Below are 19,840 nucleotides of genomic sequence, written 5' to 3' on the forward strand. Positions count from 1 at the left end.
AACACAACCCCGCGCCTAAGCCGCGCTAATTTTTGGCCAAATATCAAAAAAAGTGAGCGCCTCGCTTTCAGACAAAGTGCCCGTAGTCTCTGCAGCAAGAGGGACGTATCATAAAAGCAAGTAGGGGAGCTGGCCTCAACTGGCAGAAGAGAAGCCGGCGGGTGGACGAGGACAGGGCAAGAGGAGGAGGCAGCTGCCCTGGATGGCGTTGCTGGGCACCAGCGCGCCGATTGCCACCAGTTGAGCAGGATAGAGATAGCGAGCGACGAACAGTCAGAAGTCAAAAGCACAGAGTGGCGACGAGAGCCGAAGGCGTGTCCGGCAAAGAGGCTGGGGAGAGACCAGTAAAGAGGAGAATTCGACGGCATGACACCTGAAGAAGTTCTACAATTTGCCAAGGAGCGCGGTGCCAAGATGGTAGACTTCAAATTTGTTGATCTACCGGGCACCTGGCAGCATTTTAGCGTTCCCTTGCACGAGCTGGATGAAGAGACCTTCGTCGAGGGGAAGTATTTTGACGGATCAAGCATCCGCGGCTTCCAGACCATCGACGACAGCGACATGCTGGTAATCCCCGATCCAGATACGGCGTTCATGGACCCCTTTACCAGCATCCCCACGTTGAGCCTCATCTGTACTGTTGCCCACCCAGGGCCGGGCGCGCATAAGCAGCCCTATAGCCGCGACCCGCGGACGATTGCGCGCAAGGCGGAGGCATACCTGCGCTCGTCTGGGATCGCCGATGTGAGCTACTTTGGCCCCGAGGCTGAGTTCTTCGTGTTTGACAACGTGCGCTTCTCCTCCACCCAGAATGTCCAGTACGCCGAGGTCGATTCGGATGAAGCGCACTGGAATAATGGCCGCAATGGCGGCGTCAATCTGGGCCATCGCCTGCGCCCGAAAGAGGGCTACTTCCCGGTTCCACCCAGCGACACGCTCCAGGATCTGCGCAGTGAGATGGTTCTGACGCTGGAGGAGCTGGGCGTTCCGGTCGAGGCTCAGCATCACGAGGTCGGTGGGGCTGGCCAGTGCGAAATCGATATTCGCTACAACACGCTGGTCAAGACCGCCGATAACCTGATGATCTACAAGTATGTGGTGAAGAACACTGCGCGCAAACATGGGAAGACGGCCACCTTCATGCCGAAGCCGATCTTCGGCGACAATGGCTCCGGCATGCACGTGCACCAGAGCCTGTGGAAGGACGAGCGCCCGCTCTTCTACGACCCCGAGGGCTATGCCAGCCTCTCCCAGACGGCGCGCTATTATATCGGCGGCCTGCTGATGCACGCCCCTGCGCTGCTGGCCATTGCCGCCTCGACGACCAACAGCTACAAGCGGCTGGTGCCCGGCTTCGAGGCCCCGGTCAACCTGGTCTTCTCGAAGGCCAATCGCAGCGCCGCTGTGCGTATTCCCAATACCGACTGCCCATCGGCGAAGCGCATTGAGTTTCGTCCGCCAGATCCAACGGCCAATCCCTATCTCACTTTCGCTGCTTTGCTGATGGCAGGCCTCGATGGCATCCGCCGCAAGATCGAGCCCAGCGAGCACGGTTTCGGGCCAGTTGATCGCGACCTGTATCACCTCTCCCCGGAGGAGCTGCGTGAAATCGGCTCGGTTCCGGGCTCGCTGGAGGAGGCCCTCAAGGCTCTGGAAGATGATCACGCGTTCCTGTTGGAAGGCGACGTCTTCACGACTGACGTGCTCGAACACTATGTTGAACTGAAGCGCGCTCAGGTCAATGAGGTGCGCATGCGCCCCGTGCCGATTGAATTCGCCCTCTACTACGACGCCTGATCCTTCTGAGCTGATCGTACGCACAAGCAAGCGGACTCGCGGTGCTAAGCTAGCATCCCGAGTCCGCCCTTTTTTTCTTTTCTGCCTCTGGGTCGCTTCCCGGTGCTCAGGATGGAACCCGAGAGAGCGCCGACCCGGCTGAGCGACCTGGCTGACTGGCCGGCTTTTCTCCAGCTATGATATAATTGAATGTCTATTCTACCACGCGGTACGATGTCATCCTCGCTCTGTCTGGAGAGGCAGTCTATGGACCCGCTTGTTGATAGCTATGGCCGGCGCATCCGCAATCTGCGCATTTCTATCACCGATAAGTGCAATTTCCGCTGTACGTATTGCATGCCCGCTGAGGGGCTGCCGTGGCTAAAGAAGGCCGAGATTCTGACCTATGAGGAGATCGAGCGGCTGGCCCGCCTGGCGGTCCGCATGGGCATTGAGCAGATCCGCCTGACCGGCGGTGAGCCGCTGGTGCGCCGTGACGTCCCTGAGCTGGTGCGCCGGCTGCGCCAGATCGAGGGCTTGCACAGCCTCAGTCTGACGACCAATGGGGTGCTGCTCAAGCAACTGGCCCGCCCGCTGGCTGAGGCCGGCCTGACGCGTATTAATGTCAGCCTCGATTCGCTGGTGCGTGAGAAGTTTGCCCGTCTGACACGCCGCGATCAGCTTGACCGCGTGCTTGAGGGATTGGAGGAGCTGGAGAAATATCCAACCATTCGCCCCATCAAGATTAATGCGGTGGCGATGCGCGGTTTCACGGAGGAGGAGGTGCTTGATTTTGTCCGTCTGGCCCGGCGCAAAGGCTACGTGATGCGCTGGATCGAGTTCATGCCACTCGATGCCGATCAGATCTGGCGCAAAGAGGATATCCTGACAGGAGCCGAGATTAAGGCCATCATCGAGGCCGAGTACGGGCCACTGGTGCCCATCCAGGGCGATCCTGCGGAAACGGCCCGCCGCTACACCTTCAGCGATGGCATCGGCGAGGTGGGCTTTATTAATCCTGTCAGCGAACCGTTCTGCTCGACCTGCGATCGTATCCGTCTGACCGCCGATGGCCAGCTGCGCACCTGCCTCTTTGCGACCGAGGAAACCGATCTGCGGACGCCGCTGCGCTCGGGCGCTTCCGATGAGGAGCTGATGGCGATTATTCGCCACGCTGTCTGGCATAAGGAGCTGAAACACTATATTGGCGATAAGCGCTTCAGACGTGCGAACCGCACGATGTCCATGATTGGTGGATAAGCTCCCCTTTTCACGTTCATCATCTGATTCGCTGATCGCACGCCCTTCACATGTTACCTCACAGGGAAATGTTCGTCTCTCTGAATGCATAGACAAATAGACACGATATAGCTTCGAGTGCCGTTGAGGCGAGGCTGGTCCCTTGGGTCCCTGACACTGGCCAGAGCTGTGTCAGATGGGGCATTTCTCCTGCCTCGAAGTGGCAAGGCCTTCGAAGCGACCAGGAGGGAAATGCTGTGGAATACGAAGCGCTCGATTTGCTGACCGTGCGCGAGGTGGCCCGTCAATTGCGGGTAGACGATACAACGGTGCGGCGCTGGATTAAAACAGGGATGTTGGAGGCCGTTACTCTCCCGCATCGTGGCAGGCGCCAGGCCTACCGCATCCGCCGTGCAACGCTTGAGGCCCTGCTGACAGCTCAGACGGCTCCTACCTCGGCCCCCGCTCGCGAGTGAGCTGGCCGCGGACCACGGCCAGCCTGCCTCTGCTCCTCTCGTGGGCATTCTGACTGCTGCCCCTTCCTCGCCGGATGTGGTAGACTGTTGGCGCCTGCTGCCTGCAGGCGAGAGAGGACCGGCAGGATGACAGGACAGGTTGCAGGCAAGGCGAGCCAGCGGCTCGCCGGTGCGCGCTGTCTGTCGGTCGCCAGCCTGAGCGTGTTGTCTCCGCCCCTGCACTGGCGCCAGGCAGCCAGTGGCTGCGGGGAGAAAGGCACACAGCGAAGGGCAACGGGCGCCCGTCACCTGTCACCTCACGCACGAGCCACCAGAAGAGGAGAGAGCACATGGCACAGCGATCCGCCGAAGAGTTGTTTCACGAGCTGCAAGGCGAGTCCCACGCCGGCTTTGTGGCCATTCATGTCCCGGTTCAGCACTCCCCTGCTGGCGTTCCCTACCTGACCGCCCCGGGGGTGGTGCTGTTGGCGCGTCCCCAGACAAACGTGCAGGGCCTGGCCACTTTTTTGGCAGGTTTCGATCCGTCGTATCACTTCGATGAATATGTCGCTGATCCGACGGCTTTGCCCGACGGGGCTCAGCTCTGCAAGGTGGCGGGGCAGACCTGCTATCTGAGCTTCGGGCCGAGGCGCACAGCGAACGCCCAGGCCAGGCGTTATTTCGATAATCTGAAAGCGTCGCGGCATGGCTCGGTACTGGAGCATGCGACGTTTAGCTTCTTTGTCTATGGCATCTCACGCAGCCTGACCCACGAACTGATTCGCCACCGCGCCGGCTTCAGCTATTCGCAGACCAGTCAGCGTTTTGTCGATGGGCGCACCCTCCGCTTTGTTGAGCGCCCCGAGTATCGCCAGGATGAGCATCTCCATCGCCTCTTTTTGCAGCGCATCGAGCGGGCCGCGGCTGAGTACGCGGAACTGAGCGAGTATCTGCTGGCCCGCCAGCAGGCCGGTGATCCGCTCTTGAGCGCGGAGGCGCGCACCGATCTGCGCAAGCGCGTGCAGCAGTGCTCACGCTCGCTTTTGCCCAATGAGACGGAGGCGCCACTGGTAGTGACGGCCAATGCACGGGCCTGGCGCCATGTGATTGAGGAGCGGACTGCGCCCCATGCCGAGATCGAGATCCGTGAGCTGCTGGTCCGCATCTTTGTCTGTCTGGCCCTGGTCGATCCTGTCCTCTTTGGAGACTATACGCTGGAGCGCCTGCCGGACGGTACCTATAGCGTGCGCACGCCATATGAGAAGGTGTGAGCGGGTGGACGGACAGGGCCGTATGCTGGCCAAAGGCTAGAGCAGCGGACGGCGATAGAGACGGAAGCCATCGTCGGCAGCCCGCTGGCCCGCACAGGTGACGTCAGCGACAGCCTCCAGCTCCCAGCGAGCTGCGAGCCGCTCCGAAGCCGGGTCGCGGCGCGGGAGCAGGACCTCGAACCAGAGTGGCAGCCCTTGCTGCTGACCCTCGTCCTCTAGCTCTGTCCCCCAGAGCCGGGCTCGATTGAGGGCGCAGATCAGCAGCGCCCTCCCGCCACCGCGCCGGCGATGAGCTGGGTGAACTGTGCCCTCGCAGCGCAGGTGGTAGCCTTCTTCATCGCATATCAGATGCAGCAGGGTATAGCCGATCAGCTCGCCCTCCAGTCCCTCAAGCGTCCCCCCCTGCCCCCAGGTGTTCAGCTCATCGTCGTCGTCCAGCAACACGAAGAGCGGCGGAGCTGGTTCACCGAGGTCAGACCTTGTCAGCCAGTCCTCCCAGGCAGCCTGCGAAAACAGGCAGCCGTCTACGCTCTGGGCCTGCTGCTGGAGATCCCTGAGTTGCTCCAGGTCGCCTGGTCGTGCCTCGCGAACGCGCACGTGCATTCCCTCCCTTGCTGCTGAGGATAAGTTAGGGGTGCGGCGCGCCCGCCAGGCCCGCGTAGCGCAGCATCAAGAGCGCCGAGCCGCAGGGAGAGACCGCACCCCTCCTATGATAACGCGTTTCCTCTTCTCCGGGCAATGCCGACCCTGGCCCGGCCTCCTCCAGTCGCCGCAGGTGGCCTGTCTCTCAGTGCCTCTCAGGCCCCGCCGTCTTCACCGGCTGGCTGTCATATAATGTGAAGTGCCAGCGCTCTCAAATAGATGGATTCCAATTTATGTGGCGAGAGGGGGAGAGAGCGAAAGAGGGCATTACCAAGAACCACCATCAAGCGAGCAAAGGAGTATGGTCTTGCGCGATTCTGCTGCTGCTCAGAGACTCCAGGCGATCCGGGAAGCCATGCCGGCGACGACCGCGCATACCTATCTGAACACCGGAACCTTCGGGCCATTACCGCGCTGCGTGATTGAGGCCATGCAAGAGCGACTTCAAGAGGAATGGCGGGAGGGTCGTCTTGGAGCGGAGGCGCATGCCGCCTTGCTGGGCCACTATCGAGAGGCCAGGCAACGCAGTGCCGAGCTGCTTCATGCCGACATTGAGGAGATTGCCCTGACGGACAACACTGGTGAGGGGCTGAACATCATTGCCTTTGGTCTCAACTGGCGAGAAGGCGATGAAGTGATTACGACGAACCACGAGCATATCAGTGCTCTGGCTCCACTCTACCAGTTGCGCGAGCGCTACGGCATACGCCTGCGCATCGCCGACCTGGGCGAGCGTGGAGAGCGTCCAGCGGAAGAGGAGATCGCCAGGCTCATCACCCCGCGTACGCGTCTGATTGTCCTCTCGCACGTCTCCTTTATGACCGGGGCGCGCTTCGATGTCAGCGCGGTGACAGCGCTTGGACGGCGTCATGGGCTGCCAGTGCTTGTCGATGGAGCCCAGGCCGCGGGAGCGATCGCCGTTGATGTGCAGGAGCTAGATGTCGACTTCTACGCCTTTCCGATGCAGAAGTGGCTCTGTGGTCCTGATGGGACAGGAGGTCTCTATGTTCGGCGCACAGCGCTGGGGCAGGTGCAGTCGACCTACGTTGGCTATTATTCGCTCAAGCATGAGCACAGCGGGGTCTGGCAGCTTCAAGAGACGGCGCAGCGCTTTGAACTGGGAGGAAGACAAACAGCGGCTCTCGTGGGACAGAGCCGTGTCTTGCGTTGGCTAGCCGAGGAGGTTGGCCATCGTTGGCTGCAGGAGCGCATTGCGAGCCTCAACCGCTATGCTGCCGAACTGCTCAGCGAAGTGCCGGGGGTCACGATTCTGACGCCGCAGCCGGGGGCCAGTGGTCTGCTCTCGTTCACCTTTGCGCGGGCGGAGCCAGAAGCTGTCGTCCAGCGCCTGGCGGAGGAGCACAATGTCCTGATTCGGAGCATTCACGAGCGTCAGGCGCTGCGTCTCTCGACAGGATTTTACAATACCGAAGAAGAGCTGGAACGAGTGGCGGCGATTCTGCGGGCCTGGCCCTAGGAGGGCAAACAGGCGGGGCGAGGTTGAGGCGCTGGTTGGAAGGGGAGGAACCCGCCCGGTGCCTCCGGGCTGGGGGCCAGAGGGGCTGACAACGACGAACGCCCGTGAGCGCGGGTGAAGCGGCGACGTCCTACTTTCCCACGGGACTTCTCCCGCAGTATCATCGGGGCTGGAGAGCTTAACTTCCGTGTTCGGGATGGGAACGGGTGTACCCTCTCCGCTATAGTCGCCGATTCACCTGCACTCACAGGCGTCTGCGCTTGACGTGAGGTATAGTAGCATAGGGTGGCCGATCCTGTCAAGAGGGAAATTCAGAGAGAGGAAAAAATGGGAGAGGAGGAGGGGGCCGGAGCCGGGCTGCCTTTCTGGGAAGGAAGCTGCTCCGGCCCATCCTGGCAGAGAGATGGTAGCGGGAGGGGCTGCAGCTCAGCCTGAGCGCTGGCGAGCCACCACGGCCTCCGCCTCGCTTAGCCGCAGCGAGGCCAGGCGAGAAACGCTGTCGCTACCCATTGAGACGCCGTAGATGGCCTGAGCGGCGGTCATTGTCACGCGGTTATGGGTGATGACGATGAACTGAGTGCGCTCGGCCAGGCGCTTGAGAATATCGCAGAAGCGCGAGACATTGGACTCATCAAGGGCCGCGTCAACCTCATCCAGGAGGCAGAAAGGTGGTGGATTGATCTCCAGGAGCGAGAAGAGCAGGGCAGCGGAGACCAGGGCGCGCTCACCGCCAGAGAGCAAGGAGAGATCCTGCACCTTCTTGCCGGGAGGCTGGACAATGACCTCGACCCCGAAGGGAAGGCCGCTGCGGGCCGTGCTGGCAGCTTCCTCTAGGGTGGCAGCCTCCTCTTCGGCCACGGCGCCGTGCCCGTTGCGGGCCGCGTTGCTGTGTCCCCGCTCGCGTAGTCCTCCTGGGGAGCTGCCAGCAGAGGAGCGCTCTGTTGAACCTTCTGGTGAGCGCTCTCCTCCCTTGCTGACCACCAGCTCCAGGCGGGCCTGACCGCCGTTAAAGAGGGTACGAAAATGCTCTCGGAAGCGAGCATTGACGGCCTCAAAGGTGGTCTCGAACTGGCGTGTCATGGTGGCGTCGAGCTGACTGATAATGGTGTGGAGCTGTTGAGCGGCCTGTTCCATGTCAGCGATCTGGGAGCTGAGGAACTCGAAGCGCTGGCGCTCCTCCTCATACTGGCGTGGGGCGTCGGGATCACAGCCTCCGAGGGCCTTGAGACGACTGCGCGCCTGCTCAATCTGACGACGGAGGCGGCGCAGCGTGGCCTCCTCATCCCCCTCCTGGGCTGTGCTCTCGGCTTCCACTGGCCCCGCCTGGGGGGCAAGAGGGATCAGCTCTTGTGGATGGCTCAGACCCAGGTCCTCCTGCAGCTGGCCCTGCAAGGCTTCGAGCGCATCGCGGGCCCGCTGGCTTTCCAACAGGCAGCGTCGATAGAGGATCTCGCACTGACCGTGCTCCTGGCGCAGCGTGGCCAGCTCCTGCTCACTGACCGTGAGACGCTGCTCTAGCTCGCGCAGGGCCTGCTCGCGTTGCTGGACGAGCAGGCCAGCCTGCCTGGCTTGCTCACGGGCCTGTTCCAGCTCGCTCCGTTGACGCGTGATGTTCTCGTGCAGGCGTTGCTGTTGCTCCTCTGCCTGACGCAGGCGCAGCTGTTGCTGCTCAAGTTGGTTGCGCAGATCCAGCTGCTGCTCCTGAACTTCGCCCACCTGATGCTCCAGCGTTTTGGCCTCCTGGCGTTTGACGGCCATCTGGGTGCGCAGGCGTCCCAGCTCCTCCTGCTGGCGCCGATAGGCGGCGGCCCGCTCCTCGACCTGGGCCTGCAGCTCCTCAACCAGGCCCTGCAGCTCTTGCTGGGCCCGCTCGTGGGCCTGGACTCGCTCGCGGGTTGCCTGGACCTCCTGCTCCAGGCCAGCGATTTCTGCCGCAAGCTGCTGCTCGACCGAGGTGGCCAGCTTCAGCTCGGTCTGGAGACGCTCTTGCTCGCGCTCGCTGTTGGCCAGAGCACGGCCCAGCTCCTGCAGGCGGGCTGCGTTCTTCTGGATCTCGCGCTCAAGAGCGGCCTGCTCGGCGCGTCGCCCTTCCTGTGCCCGCTGAATCTCGCTCATCAGGTTATTGAGATGATCAATGTGGGCCTTCTGTTCTTCCAGCTGAGCCGGCAGCTCACGTAGCTCGCGCTCATAGTGAAGGAGACCGCCGTTTTGCTCTTCCTGGGCGTTGCCACCGCTCAGCCAGCCCGACTGCAGTGAGAGGACCTCGCCCTTACGCGTCACCAGGGCCCGTAAGGGCCGCCCCGCGCGGTCGGCGAAGACCTGGGCCTGGGCCTGGATCGGGGGAGCGGCAGCCAGGTCTTCCACAAGCAGGACGCCCGACAGCAAACGGTAGCACAGTGGCTGGTACTGGTCTTCACACTCGACGAGCTGCCAGGCCAGACCCAGCACTGCCGGGCGCAGGGGAGGCGACTGGCTAAGGAGCTGCTCCAGGGCGGCTCGCTCTTGCTCGGCCTGGGAGGGGTGGGCTGGCGAGGCGGGGACACTGTTGGAGGGGGCCGGTTCCTCGTGCAGCCAGAGAAGCAAGGCTCGTCCGGCGCGGCTGCGCTCCAGGTAAGCCAGGCAGCGCTCGGCGTCGGCGCGTGTTGTCACTACGACGCCTTGCAGGGCCTCGCCCAAAGCAGCCTCAATGGCGCGCTCCAATCCTGCTGGCGCCAGAACGAGGCGCGGCAAGGGGGAGAGCAACCCGGGCACCTGCTCGCGCGGAGCACGGAGCAAGGCGCGAACCCCCTCGCTATAGCCGCTGAGATTGCGTTGCCAGGTGCGCAACATGGCCAGGCGATCGGCCAGCGAGCGGCGCGCCCGCTCGGCCTCAGCCAGCAGCCCTTTGAGGCGCTCCAGCTCCTGCTGGGCCTCTTGGAGGCTGCGCTGGAGCGCTTGCTTGCGCTGCGTCAGTTGCTGTTCCTCGTCGCGGGCCACCTGCAGCTGTGAGCGCTGCTCAGCCAGGCGCGTCTCCAGGGAGCGCAGGGCCTGCTGAGCCTGGGCCAGCGCCTCGCGGCGTGTCGCCAGCGCCCGATTGCGCTCCCCCAGGTGCTTCTGCTGACGTCCCAGCTCGGTCTGAGTGGCTCCCAGGCGCGCCTGTGTCTGGATGAGATCATTCTGTGCGGCTCGCAAGCGTCGCTCATCCAGCTCGTAGTCCTTCTGAACACGAGCGACGGTCGCCTCCAGAGAGGCCAGCGCCTGGGCCGCCTCGTCGAGGGCTTCGCGAGCCTGTTCGCGGGCCTCCTCCAGATCGGTAAGGCGCTGCTGGGTGGCGATGAGTCGCTCGCGCAGCTGGCGCTCCTGACGCTGCTGCTCCTCGCGCTGGCGCTGCAGACCAGTGACGCGCTCCTCGGCGACGGCCAGTTCACGCTCCAGGCGCTGGAGCTGTCCGTTCGCTTCGCCGGCAGCACGGCGGGCGGCACTGATATGCTGTTGCGCCTCTTGCCGCTGGTGCAGCAGCTCTCCGCGCTGGCTTTCGGCAGCGGCCACCGCCTGCTCCAGCTGCCGCAGGCGTGCTGCCTGTTCGCTCTCGGCGGCCTCGGCGCGCGTGGCCACGGCCTGGAGTCGGCGCCACTGGAGATGATACCAGGCCACCAGAGCCTGGCGCAGCTCTTCTTGCAGCTGAGCATATTCTCGGGCGCGTCTGGCCTGCTCTTCGAGCGGTCCGAGGCGAGGCTCGATCTCGTTGACGATATCGTGGAGGCGCTGCAGATTGCCCTCGGTCTGGCGCAGGCGCTGCTCAGCTTCGGCGCGCTGCACCTGGTAGGGGCGAATGCCAGCGGCATCCTCGAAGAGACTGCGTCGCTCCTCGGGGCGCAGGCTCAGGGCGGCGTCGATCAGGCCCTGCCCAATGACGGTATAGGAATCGTGACCGATGCGCGCCTGTGCCAGCAGCAGCAGGACGTCCCTGAGCCGGACTTTCTGCTTGTTAATGAGATATTCGTTCTCGCCGGAGCGGTAGCTGCGCCGCGTGACGGTGATCTCGCTATATTCCGACGGCATCCAGCCGGTGCTGTTGTCGATGGTTAGCGAGACCTCTGCCATGCCGAGGGCGGCTTTGCCATGCCCGCCGGCGAAGATAATGTCTTCGCTCTTCCTGCCCCGGAGCTGGCGCATGCTCTGCTCGCCCAGGACCCAGCGAATGGCATCGGCAATGTTGGACTTGCCGGCCCCATTCGGCCCGACGACGGCAGTGATGCCCGGACTGAATTCGAGGCAGGTGCGTGTTGCAAAGCTTTTGAAGCCGAGTAGCTCCAGACGCTTCAGATACACCGTTTGTTCCTGGTTTGTGGTCCCAAGGTTGTCCCGTATGTCGTGTCCCCGATGATACCATAGGCGCGGGCCTGCCGTCGAGAGCGCAGGCCAGGAAGCCAGACGGGCCACTGAACCAACGAGCGCAGGCAGGGCGAATCTGGTGTTGGCAATGGGACCTCTGGCGGCGCCGGCGGTGATTCTGCTCCCCAAGACGGGCGTCGATGAGATATACTTCTCTCTATAGAGCCACGTCGCGCGGGAGCCTGCCCTTGCAGAGGGGGTGCTCGATCGTCGCAGGCAAGGCGAGCAGTATGGCGGGCGGGATAGCTGCCGCCTGAGGAGAAGGAGCGTCGAGAGAGATGCTGCGCTGGCTGATCTGTCTGACTGGCCTGCTGATCGTGGGCCTGGGCCTGGTCGTGGGTTGGCGATCGCACCAGGTGACGTATCGCAGCAGTGGACGCGGGGTGATTGCTCATTATCTGTCTGACCCCCAGACTCACGAGGGGTATTTGCAGCTGGAAGGCAGTCCTACGCTCTATCTGCTCAGAGAGCAGGACTTTCTGCCGCCTATCAAGGGGACAGCCACGCTCAAAGATTTGATGCTGGTTGCATTGCTCTACCGTCCCGATGAGAGTGCGGCGATTGATGTACGCGCCCAGCTGGGGACGCACCTGGTTGGTCCGGCCTATCCCGTTGTGGCGTTGACGCTCTACGATCTCAACGGGGCCGTGATGCAGGAGTTCAAGAGCACGCTGTATCGTCAGAATCCCCAGGGTTTTTACGAAAACGACTGGCCGCTTGGCGGGGGGCTGAGCCTGTTGGGAGCGGTCCTGAGTCTGGGGGGAGGAGCAAGCCTGTGGAAGCGGCGCAGGGGGCGGAGCAAGGAGCAGGCAACGTCGGTCCACAGGCCCACACCGGAGGGGCCGCCGCTTGCCCCCTTGGCGCCGTCGCTGCGTCTGCCATCCAGGTCATGGCCGTCGGGAGGTGGTCACTCGGGCTTAAGACCACCCTCGGGACCACCGTTATCGGGGCCGCGGCCCTGAGAGCGCGCCTCGCTTGACGCAAAACCTGGCTGTCTGCTATCCTGCAGGCAGAGGCAGGGCAGGTCGACGGCTAGCCGGGGCCGCCGGATGGGTTGGGGGGAGCCTGGTCTGAAGCCTTCCAGGGCCGTGGCAGCTCGCTCTTGCAGTCGCCCTGGCGTTCTCTGTGTTCTCTGCTCTCCAGTGATTGCATTGGCTCAACCCTGGCAGGCGCCCATGTTCTTAGTCTTTCCACTACCGGTACTCACGCGGACGCTCCTGACGGCCCTGATCGCGCTCCTGACGCTGGTCGGCATCATGACGCGTCCCTTCCGCTGGAACGAGGCGCTGATTGCCCTGGCTGGGGCAGCTCTCCTACTCCTGCTGGGGCTGATCAGCCCCTTGACGGCGCTCCAGACGCTCCTGGGGGACTGGAACGTTTTCCTCTTTTTCCTGGGCATGATGGCCTTATCCGCCTTCGCCGACCAGGCTGGCCTCTTCGACTGGCTGGCGATTGGCGCGGCGCATCTGGCGCGGCGGCGGGCGCGTCTGCTGCTCCTCAACGTCTTTCTGCTCGGCAGCCTCATTTCGATGGTCCTGTCGAACGACGCGACGGCTCTCATTCTGACCCCGGTGGTCTATACGCTTGTCACGCGCCTGCGGCTGCCAGTCATCCCTTTTCTCTTCGCCTGTACCTTCATTGCCGATAGCGCTTCCTTCCTCCTGCCGGTGAGCAACCCCATCAATATTCTGGTCCTTTCCCGCTTTCAGCTCGATCTCTGGACCTTTGTGCGGCTGCTCTTGCTGCCGGCGCTGGCGGTGATTGCCGTCAACATAGGGGTCTTTTTCTGGCTCTACCGCCGAGAGGTGCGAGGGGACTTTGATCCGAAACGGTTGCCTTCCGCTAAGGAGGTCATCAAGGAGCCGGGCTATTTTCGCTACTGCTGCCTGGTATTGGGGGCGGTGGCGGTAGCCTATGTAGTGGCTTCAGCCAGCGGCATTCCTCTCTCGTGTGTTGCTCTGGCGGGGGCACTCCTCTTACTCATCGGGGCAGTGCGCTGGCATCAGTTCAGACCACGTGCCCTGGCAAGTCACATCTCCTGGTCGCTCTTTGGTTTTATCGCGGGTATGTTTGTCATTGTGCAGGCTGTCGAGGGAACCGGCCTGACGCGTTTGTTTGGCGAGCTGCTGTTGCACCTGTCGGGAGGGAGCGCCTTGGGGGCTGTCCTGGTAGGGACGCTGGGGGCTGCCCTGGGGACGAATCTGATCAATAATGTGCCAATGGCGGTGGTGCTGAGCGCCTCGCTCCAGGCGCTGCACGGACAGCTCTCGCCGACGACGCAGCTCGCCTTTGTTGTGGCGACCATCTTCGGTTGTGACCTGGGGCCGAACCTGACAACAGTTGGTTCGCTGGCGACAGTGCTCTGGCTTCTCATCTTGCGCCAACGCCAGCTTGACGTGTCGGGGCTGGACTACTTTAAGGTGGGCATCCTGGTCACGCCCCTGATGCTGCTGGTTGGGGCCGCACTGATCTGGCTTCTCCTCCTGGTTTGATCCTGTCGGGTTAGGGGCAGCGCTGGCGGCGGCAGCCAGCTGATGGCCCGCCCGCCGGAGCGCAGAAGAACGGAACGGAGGTGTCTTGCGGTGTCTGCTTTGCGTGTGCTCTGCTGCCTTGATGGCGTGAATGCCGAGGTCCTGGGCCAGGCGCTTGCCCGGCTATGGCCGCTCGCTGGTGACCGGCTGCAGGTGGGCTTGCTCTATGTCATTGATACACGCCCGCTGGGGGAACTGGAGCGAAGACGGGAGCGCTTCCTGCGTCCTCCGCATCTGCCACCAGTGCGTCAGGAGCAGCTGCGCCAGGCTGAGCGAGAGACGGCGCAGGAGATCCTGCAGGAGGCGGCCCGCTATGTGAACGGAGCGGAGCTGCTCCAGCGCGAGGGCAAAGCCGAGCAGGAGATCGTGCGCTGTGCCCAGGAGTGGGGAGCCAACCTGATCATGCTCTGTGCCCGTTCACCGCGTGATGGGCGCGGACCTGAGCAAGGGCCGGCCTCGGTCGGTCATGTGGCGCGCTTTGTCCTGGATCATGCAGGCTGTCCTGTCTTGTTGCTGCGCGGGAGGCTGCCTTCCGATCCCCCGAGTGCTTCCTGAGCGCGCTGGCGCCGACGTATTGTCTTGCGAGCGGCCTGCTCTCTTGCAGCTTTCTCAGTGCAGGGCGGTCTATTCCGGGGCTGTGTTCCATGCTGCCGGCGACGGTGGGGCAGTGGCTGAGGCTGAAACAGCCCGCGCCCGCCGGGCGTGAAAGACTCTGGCGGCCTCTTCCTGTCAGATCAGATCAGTAGCAGCCAGGCGAGTGAGCTGTTCCCTCACTCCCCCGACGGTACCAGGGAGTCAGGAGGGCAGAGCCAGCCGGCAGAGGGCCGGGCTGGCTTGCACAGTGACCTCTACCGGAGGACGTGGCTCTAGAAGGATTGCCGCAGCGTGATATAATCGTAAAGCGTTCGGAAATTTCGGTCTCTACCGAAATAGGGCGCACCATTCCGGGCGAGAAGAGCCAGCACAGATGGCACCACTCCAGCATAGGCCCCCCAGGGAGTGGCAGGCGATCCGCGCAGCGATAGGCTCTTGCGCCAAGCAGTGATTTGTGAGATGAGCCTATGTCACACAAGCGTGAGGAGCAGCTGCCGGAGGAGAGAGCCGGGGCAAAAACAATTCTGATTGTGGAAGATGACGATGGCATCGGCGCCTTCCTGGTCCAGGCGATTTCTCAAGAGACCTCACACCGCGTGCTGCTGGTCCATGATGCTTTCCAGGCGCTCAAGGCGGTGCGCTCGATCAGGCCCGGGCTGCTGATTCTCGATTATCAGCTGCCGGGGATGAACGGCATTGAATTGTTCGACCAGCTGCAGACGATGGAGGATCTGGCGGCGATTCCGACGATTCTGGTGAGTGCGCGTCTGCCAGAGCAGGAGATCCGCCAACGACGGATCGTGGGACTGAGCAAGCCCTTAGAGCTAGATGAGCTGCTGGAGACGATCGAGCGGCTGCTCGGAGGGGAGGCCTCGTCGCGCTAAGCGCACCTTGGAAGTCCCCTCAGCGTTTGTCTGGCAAGGCGCCGATGGCCTCAGTTGCAGCAAGGTGCAGGTGAACAAAGCCGCTGCCGCAGCGAAGCAGCCGCTCGGTTGCTGGCAGTGGAACGGACGGAGGGGCAAACGGGCGCCCTTCGTGGGGGTCCCACCAGTGCAGGGCGTTGTCCACCAGCAGCACTTCGTCCTGGCCCAAGACTGGCAGTGGGCCAGCCCAGGCAGCTACTCCTCGGATAAAGTTATAGACATGGCGAGCCTTCCACTCCAGGGCCGGCACCTGTAGATCCTCTGGTGACGGGGTGGGTCGATAGCTGCCACGCCGGTCGTCCTGGGGATAGTACTCAGCCGTTCCCTGGGCGATGGCCTGCACGGCGCGCACCAGGAGTTGGGCCCCGCGTTCGGCGCAACGCCGTTCCAACTCGGCGTAGGTGATCCCATCGGGCACGCTGATGCGCTCCTGGGCCACGATGGGGCCAGTATCCAGACGTTCCTCGACCAGGTGCACACTGACCCCCGTTTCACTGAGTCCTTCGCGAAAGACCCAGAACAGCGGTTCTGGCCCGCGCAGAGCTGGCAGGAGCGATGGATGCAAATTGATAGCGCCCAGGCGTGGCAGGGTCAGGAGAGAGGCAGGGAGACGGCGCGGGAAGCAGGCAATGCAGAGCAGATCGGGCTGGTAGGCGGCCAGCGTAGCCCGGGTCTCGTCGGCTGACAAGCGGGCGACCTCCCAGACGGGCAGACCGGCCCCCAGAGCCAGGGCAACCGGTGAAGCTGCCAGCGCACTGTTAACGACGGGCAGCAACGGACGGACACCGTGCTGCTGGGAAGGGGCCAGCAGGCGGCGTAGAGGAGGGCGAGATGGGATTTGGACCCGCCCCGAAGGCGTCGGCGGAGTGGGGGGAGCAGGTACCACCAGGGCACAGACGGGGATACCGGCCTGTAGCAGGGCCTGGAGCGGCAGCGCCGAGAAGATCCCCTCCATGCCAAAGAAGAGCACTCGTGGCCCTCCAGGGCGAGATACGGAAGGATCAGGCTTATTTGACATTGTTCTCAGCATTGGATACCATGTAGCCAAACAGCATTTTCAGGGAAAGCGTGGGGTATCTACCATGCCACGAATGGTCAACTGTGTCAAGTTGGGTCGTCAGCTCCCTGGGCTGGAGAAACCGCCGATGCCGGGCGAGCTGGGCCAGCGTATCTATGAACAGGTCTCCGAGCAAGCCTGGCGCCTGTGGGAGACCCAGCGCACGTTGCTGATCAATCACTACGGTCTCAACCTGGCTGATCCCGAGGCACGCAAGTTCCTGCGTGAGCAGATGGAAGAGTTTTTCTTCGGGAGCCAGGAAGAGCAGAGGCCCGAGGGCTGGATTCCCGAGGACGCCGGGGTTGGCGTGGGACCAGGCCGAAAGGGCGGCGGGCCGGCGCGCAAGAAATGAAGGCTCCTGGTACCATTCTCTTGCTCTCTTGCTACGAGCTGGGTCATCAGCCGCTGGCTCTGGCCTCACTTCAGGCCCGCTTGCGAGAGGCCGGCTATCAGCCCCGAGTGATCGATAGCGCTGTCGAGCCGCTCAGTGAGGAGGAGATCCGCGCCGCCCGTCTGGTAGCGATCTCTGTTCCCATGCATACGGCGCTGCGCCTGGGGGAGGCTCTGGCACGCCGCATTCGCGCCAGTAATCCCCGGGCCTATCTCTGCTTCTATGGTCTCTACGCGCTTCTGAACGCGGACTACTTGCTGCGCGAGGTGGCCGATGCAGTGCTGGGAGGCGAGTATGAGGAGCCGCTGCTGGCGCTGGTGAGGGCCTTGGAGCGGGGAGAGGAGCAGCCAGGCGTACCAGGGGTGCGCACACGCGAGCAGGTGGCGGGAGCCTGGCTGCAGCGCCCGGCTTTCGTGGTGCCGCAGAGGCACGGCTTGCCAGAGCTGCAGCGCTATGCCCGCCTGGAGTGGAACGGCCAGTACCGGCTGGCTGGCTATACCGAGACGACGCGCGGCTGTAAGCATACCTGTCTGCATTGCCCCATCACTCCCGTCTACCGGGGGCGTTTCTTTGCCGTGCCCCAGGAAGTTGTTCTGGCAGACATTCGAGCCCAGGTGGAGCAGGGGGCCGAGCACATCACCTTTGGGGACCCAGATTTCTTCAACGGCCCGACCCACGCCCTGCGCATTGCTCGGGCGCTGCACCGCGAGTTCCCAACGGTGACCTTCGACGCCACGATTAAGATCGAGCATCTGCTCAAGCATCGTCACCTGCTGCCAGAGCTGCGCGAGCTAGGCTGCCTCTTCGTGGTCTCGGCGGTCGAGTCGCTCAACGACGAGGTGCTACGTCATCTGCACAAGGGGCACAGCGCCGCGGATGCCGTGGCGGCCTTTGGCCTCATGGAGGAAGTAGGACTGACCCTGCGCCCGTCACTCCTGCCTTTCTCGCCCTGGGAGACCCTGGAAAGCTATCTGGCGCTGCTTGATTTCTTCGAGGAGCGCCACCTGATAGAACAAGTGGACCCGGTCCACTTCTCTATCCGGCTCCTCATTCCCCCCGGGTCGGCGCTGCTGGAGAGCGAAGGCAGGCCAGCCTGGCTTGGAGAGCTGGATGAGGCTGCCTACAGCTATCGCTGGCAGCACCCTGATCCACGCATGGATCGTCTACAAGAGCGAGTGGCCGCGCTTGCCGAAGAGGCGGCTCAGCAGGGAGAGCATCCGGTGGAGACCTTCTTCCGTATCAAAGAAGAGGCTCTGGCTGTCTGCGGACGGTCCTTCGACCGGGAGGCGGCACTGAGGAGCTATGGCGAACCCAGGCGTCCACCTCGCCTCACCGAAAGCTGGTTTTGCTGCGCAGAGCCGACCCGTGGCCAGTTCGGCTCATGTAGCGGTCCAGCCGGCCAGCAGCAGCGCGCCGCGACGGCTTCCTCCAGCTGCTGTGGTGTGGGGGGCTGAACGCTGCGCTCCAAAGCGGTCAGGCGAAGAGAGCGTGGGCCAGGGAAGGGTCATGAGCGCAGTGGCAGCCTGGAGAGGGCCGCAGCGGAGCGCGCCCGTCTCGGCCCAGACCAGACCAGACCAGACCAGACCAGACGGGGGCTAGCCCCGGCGGGCGCGCTCAGAGGGCGTCGATGGCGCAGGTGGCGTCAGGACGGCATTGAGCACGGGCAGCTCGCGACGAATGTCGAAGCGCAGGCAGCGATGGGCGGAGCGCAGGGCCTCCTCGACTGCCGCGGGGGACTCTCCCCGAGCGAAGATGAAGCCGAGGTAGCTGGCGCCCTCCGGTAGCGGTACCAGTGGATTGTTCAGAGGTGCGGTGATCTCAACACCTGTAATGAGAGGAACCTGTTTGGCCTCCTCGACTCCCTGCACGCCCTTAAGAATGCCTGCCTGGGGAATAGGGATCATCATGACTCCGGCGGCCTCCGGGCGGCGCTCCAGCGAGGGCAGCTCTCTACCCAGAGCGTGCCGCAAGATCAGCTCCTCCAGGCACATTCCCGCCCCGAACTCCAGAATCGTCGAGCACAGTCCCCCAATCGAACGCCCGGCGATCTCCAGCATCCACGGCCCCTGCTCATTGACACGCAGCTCGGCATGGGCCGGACCTTCGCGCAGACCGATCGAGGCCGCAGCTCGCTCGACGCAGGAGCGGATAGCTTCCTGGACAGCGGAGGGCAGACGCGAGGGAGTGACGTAGATGGTTTCTTCGAAGAACGGCCCGTCGAGTGGGTCGGGCTTGTCGAACAGGGCCAGGACTTGCAGGTGCCCAGCGGTCAGCAGTCCCTCCAGGGCGACCTCGAAGCCCGGAATGAAGTCCTCGACCAGGAAGCCTGTGGACCCTTCATCAAAGCCCTCGGCGAGGACGATGCGCTTCAGGCGGTGAAAAGCAACCACAAACTCCTCGGGGGTATTGGCGCGAATGACGCCGCGGCTGCCCGAGAGGCGCAGCGGTTTGAGTACGCACGGGTAGCTGACGGCATGCGCGATGGCCTCGGGAGCGGCGGTCAGCGGGAAATGCCGGAAAACCGGGCAGGGAACGCCGCCAGCGGCCATACGCTGGCGCATCAGGTACTTATCGCGCGCCGCCTCGGCGGCAGATGGAGCGTTGCAAGGCAGACCGAGAGCCGCGCTGGCCAGAGCCGCCAGCTCAACGGCGCTATCATCGACCGAGAGCACTGCCTGCAGCGGGCGCTCGCGGGCAAAGGAGACGATGCGCTGCACAGCCTCCTCCGGCGCTTTAAAGTCCAGGGCCAGGACCTCCGGCGAGCGGCTGGCGGCCAGGCCCGGCGGCGTGTCCAGTCCGACAACTATCTCCAGCCCCAGACGACGAGCGGCGCTGACGAATGCTCCTCCCCGGTAAGTAGCGGGCGTCATCAAGAGGAGGACCCGCTGGCGCTCTTCAGTCAGTGGCTGCGAGGATGGCGATGACGGTCGCTGTGGTTGCTGACTTTTCATAGCACACCTTGTCTATCTCTCACACACAGAGCAGACTGCTCGTGTAAAAAGCAGAGACGGCTTATCCGCTCTCAATCCGCCCGATGAGGCCTCTGGTCGTACCAGGGCAGGCAAGCGCAGATGGGTATTCCCTGACCGTCTGCAAGATATGGACGGGAC

Annotated in this window: 15 protein-coding genes and 1 rRNA gene; 11 read left to right on the plus strand and 5 right to left on the minus strand. The window is 63.4% G+C overall.

All coding sequences use genetic code 11. The features are described 5' to 3' along the window. The first annotated feature begins 366 nt into the window (after positions 1 to 366). The 4 genes from glnA (at position 367) to thyX (ending at position 4,741) form a co-directional block, all read left to right on the plus strand. Positions 367 to 1,797, plus strand: a complete 1,431-nt coding sequence (glnA, locus tag IRZ31_RS11290) for a type I glutamate--ammonia ligase (RefSeq protein ID WP_297153530.1) — start codon at positions 367 to 369, stop codon at positions 1,795 to 1,797. A 246-nt stretch (positions 1,798 to 2,043) separates the two neighbouring features. Further along, on the plus strand, positions 2,044 to 3,036 hold the full coding sequence (moaA, locus tag IRZ31_RS11295) for a GTP 3',8-cyclase MoaA (RefSeq protein WP_151728340.1): 993 nt from the start codon (positions 2,044 to 2,046) through the stop codon (positions 3,034 to 3,036). A 236-nt stretch (positions 3,037 to 3,272) separates the two neighbouring features. Then, positions 3,273 to 3,491: a helix-turn-helix domain-containing protein gene (locus tag IRZ31_RS11300; protein WP_297153535.1), complete on the plus strand. Its 219-nt coding sequence runs from the start codon at positions 3,273 to 3,275 to the stop codon at positions 3,489 to 3,491. A gap of 329 nt (positions 3,492 to 3,820) precedes the next feature. Continuing rightward, the gene (gene thyX, locus IRZ31_RS11305; RefSeq protein ID WP_297153538.1) at positions 3,821 to 4,741 is read left to right on the plus strand and encodes an FAD-dependent thymidylate synthase; all 921 of its coding nucleotides are present in this window, start codon (positions 3,821 to 3,823) and stop codon (positions 4,739 to 4,741) included. Positions 4,742 to 4,777: 36 nt separating this feature from the next. On the opposite strand, the gene IRZ31_RS11310 is transcribed toward thyX, so the two are convergent. Then, positions 4,778 to 5,344 (minus strand): GNAT family N-acetyltransferase, encoded by a 567-nt coding sequence (locus IRZ31_RS11310; protein ID WP_297153541.1) that lies wholly within the window; start codon positions 5,342 to 5,344, stop codon positions 4,778 to 4,780. Positions 5,345 to 5,690: 346 nt separating this feature from the next. On the opposite strand from IRZ31_RS11310, the gene IRZ31_RS11315 reads away from it, so the two are divergent. Next, positions 5,691 to 6,860, plus strand: a complete 1,170-nt coding sequence (locus IRZ31_RS11315) for an aminotransferase class V-fold PLP-dependent enzyme (RefSeq protein WP_297153544.1) — start codon at positions 5,691 to 5,693, stop codon at positions 6,858 to 6,860. A 117-nt stretch (positions 6,861 to 6,977) separates the two neighbouring features. Here the strand turns inward: IRZ31_RS11315 and rrf are convergent. Together rrf and smc are read right to left on the minus strand one after the other, a co-directional pair. Continuing rightward, positions 6,978 to 7,094, minus strand: a 5S ribosomal RNA gene (gene rrf, locus IRZ31_RS11320). Between the two features lie 192 nt (positions 7,095 to 7,286). Beyond that, positions 7,287 to 11,171: a chromosome segregation protein SMC gene (smc, locus tag IRZ31_RS11325; protein ID WP_297153547.1), complete on the minus strand. Its 3,885-nt coding sequence runs from the start codon at positions 11,169 to 11,171 to the stop codon at positions 7,287 to 7,289. A 341-nt stretch (positions 11,172 to 11,512) separates the two neighbouring features. Between smc and IRZ31_RS11330 the strand changes: the two genes are divergently transcribed. The 4 genes from IRZ31_RS11330 (at position 11,513) to IRZ31_RS11345 (ending at position 15,243) form a co-directional block, all read left to right on the plus strand. Then, entirely contained in the window at positions 11,513 to 12,196 is a 684-nt protein-coding gene (locus tag IRZ31_RS11330) for a hypothetical protein (protein WP_297153550.1), read from the plus strand. A 213-nt stretch (positions 12,197 to 12,409) separates the two neighbouring features. Beyond that, complete coding sequence (locus IRZ31_RS11335) at positions 12,410 to 13,726, plus strand: ArsB/NhaD family transporter (RefSeq protein WP_297153553.1); 1,317 nt, start codon at positions 12,410 to 12,412, stop codon at positions 13,724 to 13,726. A 90-nt stretch (positions 13,727 to 13,816) separates the two neighbouring features. Beyond that, complete coding sequence (locus IRZ31_RS11340) at positions 13,817 to 14,320, plus strand: universal stress protein (RefSeq protein WP_297153556.1); 504 nt, start codon at positions 13,817 to 13,819, stop codon at positions 14,318 to 14,320. A 506-nt stretch (positions 14,321 to 14,826) separates the two neighbouring features. Then, positions 14,827 to 15,243: a response regulator gene (locus tag IRZ31_RS11345; protein ID WP_297153559.1), complete on the plus strand. Its 417-nt coding sequence runs from the start codon at positions 14,827 to 14,829 to the stop codon at positions 15,241 to 15,243. A 19-nt stretch (positions 15,244 to 15,262) separates the two neighbouring features. Here the strand turns inward: IRZ31_RS11345 and IRZ31_RS11350 are convergent, their stop codons facing one another. Then, positions 15,263 to 16,252, minus strand: a complete 990-nt coding sequence (locus IRZ31_RS11350) for a formyltransferase family protein (RefSeq protein ID WP_297153562.1) — start codon at positions 16,250 to 16,252, stop codon at positions 15,263 to 15,265. Positions 16,253 to 16,364: 112 nt separating this feature from the next. Here IRZ31_RS11350 and IRZ31_RS11355 point away from each other — a divergent pair, with 112 nt between their 5' ends. After that, the gene (locus IRZ31_RS11355; RefSeq protein ID WP_297153565.1) at positions 16,365 to 16,691 is read left to right on the plus strand and encodes an oxidative damage protection protein; all 327 of its coding nucleotides are present in this window, start codon (positions 16,365 to 16,367) and stop codon (positions 16,689 to 16,691) included. Beyond that, entirely contained in the window at positions 16,688 to 18,184 is a 1,497-nt protein-coding gene (locus tag IRZ31_RS11360) for a CUAEP/CCAEP-tail radical SAM (seleno)protein (protein WP_297153567.1), read from the plus strand. Before IRZ31_RS11355 ends, IRZ31_RS11360 begins: the two co-directional genes overlap by 4 nt. Before the next feature lie 141 nt (positions 18,185 to 18,325). On the opposite strand, the gene IRZ31_RS11365 is transcribed toward IRZ31_RS11360, so the two are convergent. Then, entirely contained in the window at positions 18,326 to 19,681 is a 1,356-nt protein-coding gene (locus IRZ31_RS11365; protein WP_297153569.1) for an ATP-grasp domain-containing protein, read from the minus strand. Positions 19,682 to 19,840: the final 159 nt, after the last annotated feature.

The organism is Thermogemmatispora sp., assembly GCF_019683635.1.
Taxonomy (GTDB): Bacteria; Chloroflexota; Ktedonobacteria; order Ktedonobacterales; family Ktedonobacteraceae; genus Thermogemmatispora.